This is a genomic window from Amycolatopsis thailandensis (genome assembly GCF_042723255.1).
Taxonomy (GTDB): Bacteria; Actinomycetota; Actinomycetes; order Mycobacteriales; family Pseudonocardiaceae; genus Amycolatopsis; species Amycolatopsis thailandensis.
The window spans coordinates 1-1137 of record NZ_JBHXJK010000276.1 but is presented as its reverse complement, the minus strand read 5'-3'; the positions used below and the strand labels follow the sequence as shown (position 1 = coordinate 1137).

The window sequence follows — 1137 nt, the reverse complement described above, 5'->3', positions numbered from 1 at the left end:
TGAGGGACCCTAGGTCCCTCAAGGAGGCCTTCACGGACTTCTGGAGAAGTTATCCACAAGGGGTGGGTTATCCACAGGGCGGCGAAAAGGGTCTCGCGATCGCCGTGCCGTCTGGCCCACGCTGTGATCATGAACAAACGCGGCAGGTGGGCTGAGCACCCCGAACTACTCCAACAACGCAGTCGTCAGGGCGTCATCAAGGCGACGACCTTGGAATCGCTCGACATGACCAGCAAGGTCATCTACCGAAGATGCCTTCCGGGCGGCCCTTGGCAACGCCTGTTACCAGGAATCATTCTCCTGCACCAGGCTCCCCCGACAGTCGAGGAACGGGTGATCGGCGCACTGCTGCACGCGGGCCCACACGCACTCGTGACCGGGGTGGAGGCTTGTCGCCGACATGGTCTACGCCCCCGCGAGCTACCTCCGGACGACGATGTCCACGTCCTCATTCCCCACGAGCACAAAGTCCGCAGCGCCGAATTCGTGACCGTCGAGCGAACCCATCGTTTACCGGAACCTCGAATCCGCGACAACGTACCGCTGGCACCGCTCGTCCGCGCGACCACGGACGCCTGCCGGCGACTGCGGACGGTCGAACCCATCGGCCGGCTTCTCGTCGAGGCGATTCAGCGCGGCCGGTGTTCGCCCGAAGCGCTCGCCCATGAACTGAACACGGGCTCGAAGCGCGGCACGGCGATTCCCCGCCGGATTCTCGGCGAGTGGAAGGATCTTTGCTCCGTGGCGGAGGCAAGGGCGAAGATCCTGAGCCGGAGCCTCACCTTCCAGCCGAGCCACTGGAATCCACGGATCTGTGACAGCCGAGGCGAATACATCGGCCGTCCTGACGCCTGGTGGGATGACGTCGCACTCGCGTGGGAGATCGACTCGTTCGACTTTCACTTCTACCGCGAGGACTACAAGCGCACTGTCTTGCGCAACACCCGCTACGCAACGGCTGGGATCACCGTCGTTCAGACCTTGCCTTCCCGGCTGATGGCAGACCCCGCCGGAGTACTGGCCGAACTCGAAGCGGCTCACCTCGCCGCCTCCGCACGCCCGCGCCCACCCGTCAGCCTGGTCGACCGTGCTGCTTGATAGTCCGTGAAGGCCTCCTTGAGGGACCCTGGGTCCCTC

General features: G+C 64.4%; 1 protein-coding gene. It reads left to right on the top strand.

All coding sequences use genetic code 11. The features are described 5' to 3' along the window. Positions 1-129: 129 nt before the first annotated feature. Positions 130-1098, top strand: a complete 969-nt coding sequence (locus ACFWMR_RS42650; protein ID WP_378382502.1) for a hypothetical protein — start codon at positions 130-132, stop codon at positions 1096-1098. The last annotated feature ends 39 nt before the right edge of the window (positions 1099-1137 follow it).

What these genes read in the sequence shown, in the direction of transcription:
- ACFWMR_RS42650 (WP_378382502.1), top strand. Translation starts at nt 130, where the DNA reads ATGAACAAACGCGGCAGGTGGGCTGAGCACCCCGAACTACTCCAACAA.